The sequence below is a fragment of the Methylobacterium nigriterrae genome, from assembly GCF_037106235.1.
Taxonomy (GTDB): Bacteria; Pseudomonadota; Alphaproteobacteria; order Rhizobiales; family Beijerinckiaceae; genus Methylobacterium; species Methylobacterium nigriterrae.
The window spans coordinates 1-271 of sequence record NZ_JBAWTG010000873.1 but is presented as its reverse complement, the minus strand read 5'-3'; the positions used below and the strand labels follow the sequence as shown (position 1 = coordinate 271).

General features: G+C 63.8%; 1 pseudogene. It reads right to left on the bottom strand.

The features are described from left to right. A pseudogene (locus WDW90_RS39510) lies at positions 1–271 on the bottom strand (polysaccharide deacetylase family protein); the annotation flags it as partial.

Here is a 271-nt window from a genome sequence, read left to right as displayed (position 1 = left end):
CAAGCGACGTACGCATCGAGAGGGACGACCGCGCGTCCTCCGACGATGGGGACGCAGTCGGGCGGAAACTGCTGGACGACAGTCTTGTTGCGCCTCTCAAGCGCCGTCAGGAAGCGGTCAAGCTGCCGCATGGCCCCGGTTTGTATATCGTGCAGCACGACAAACGGCCACGGCGTTGCCTCGCACTGGTCCAGGGCCGTTTCCACCCACCCGACGGGATTGTCCCAGTCCTGCGGAATGCTGTTCCAGAGAACGCATGTATAGCCGCCCG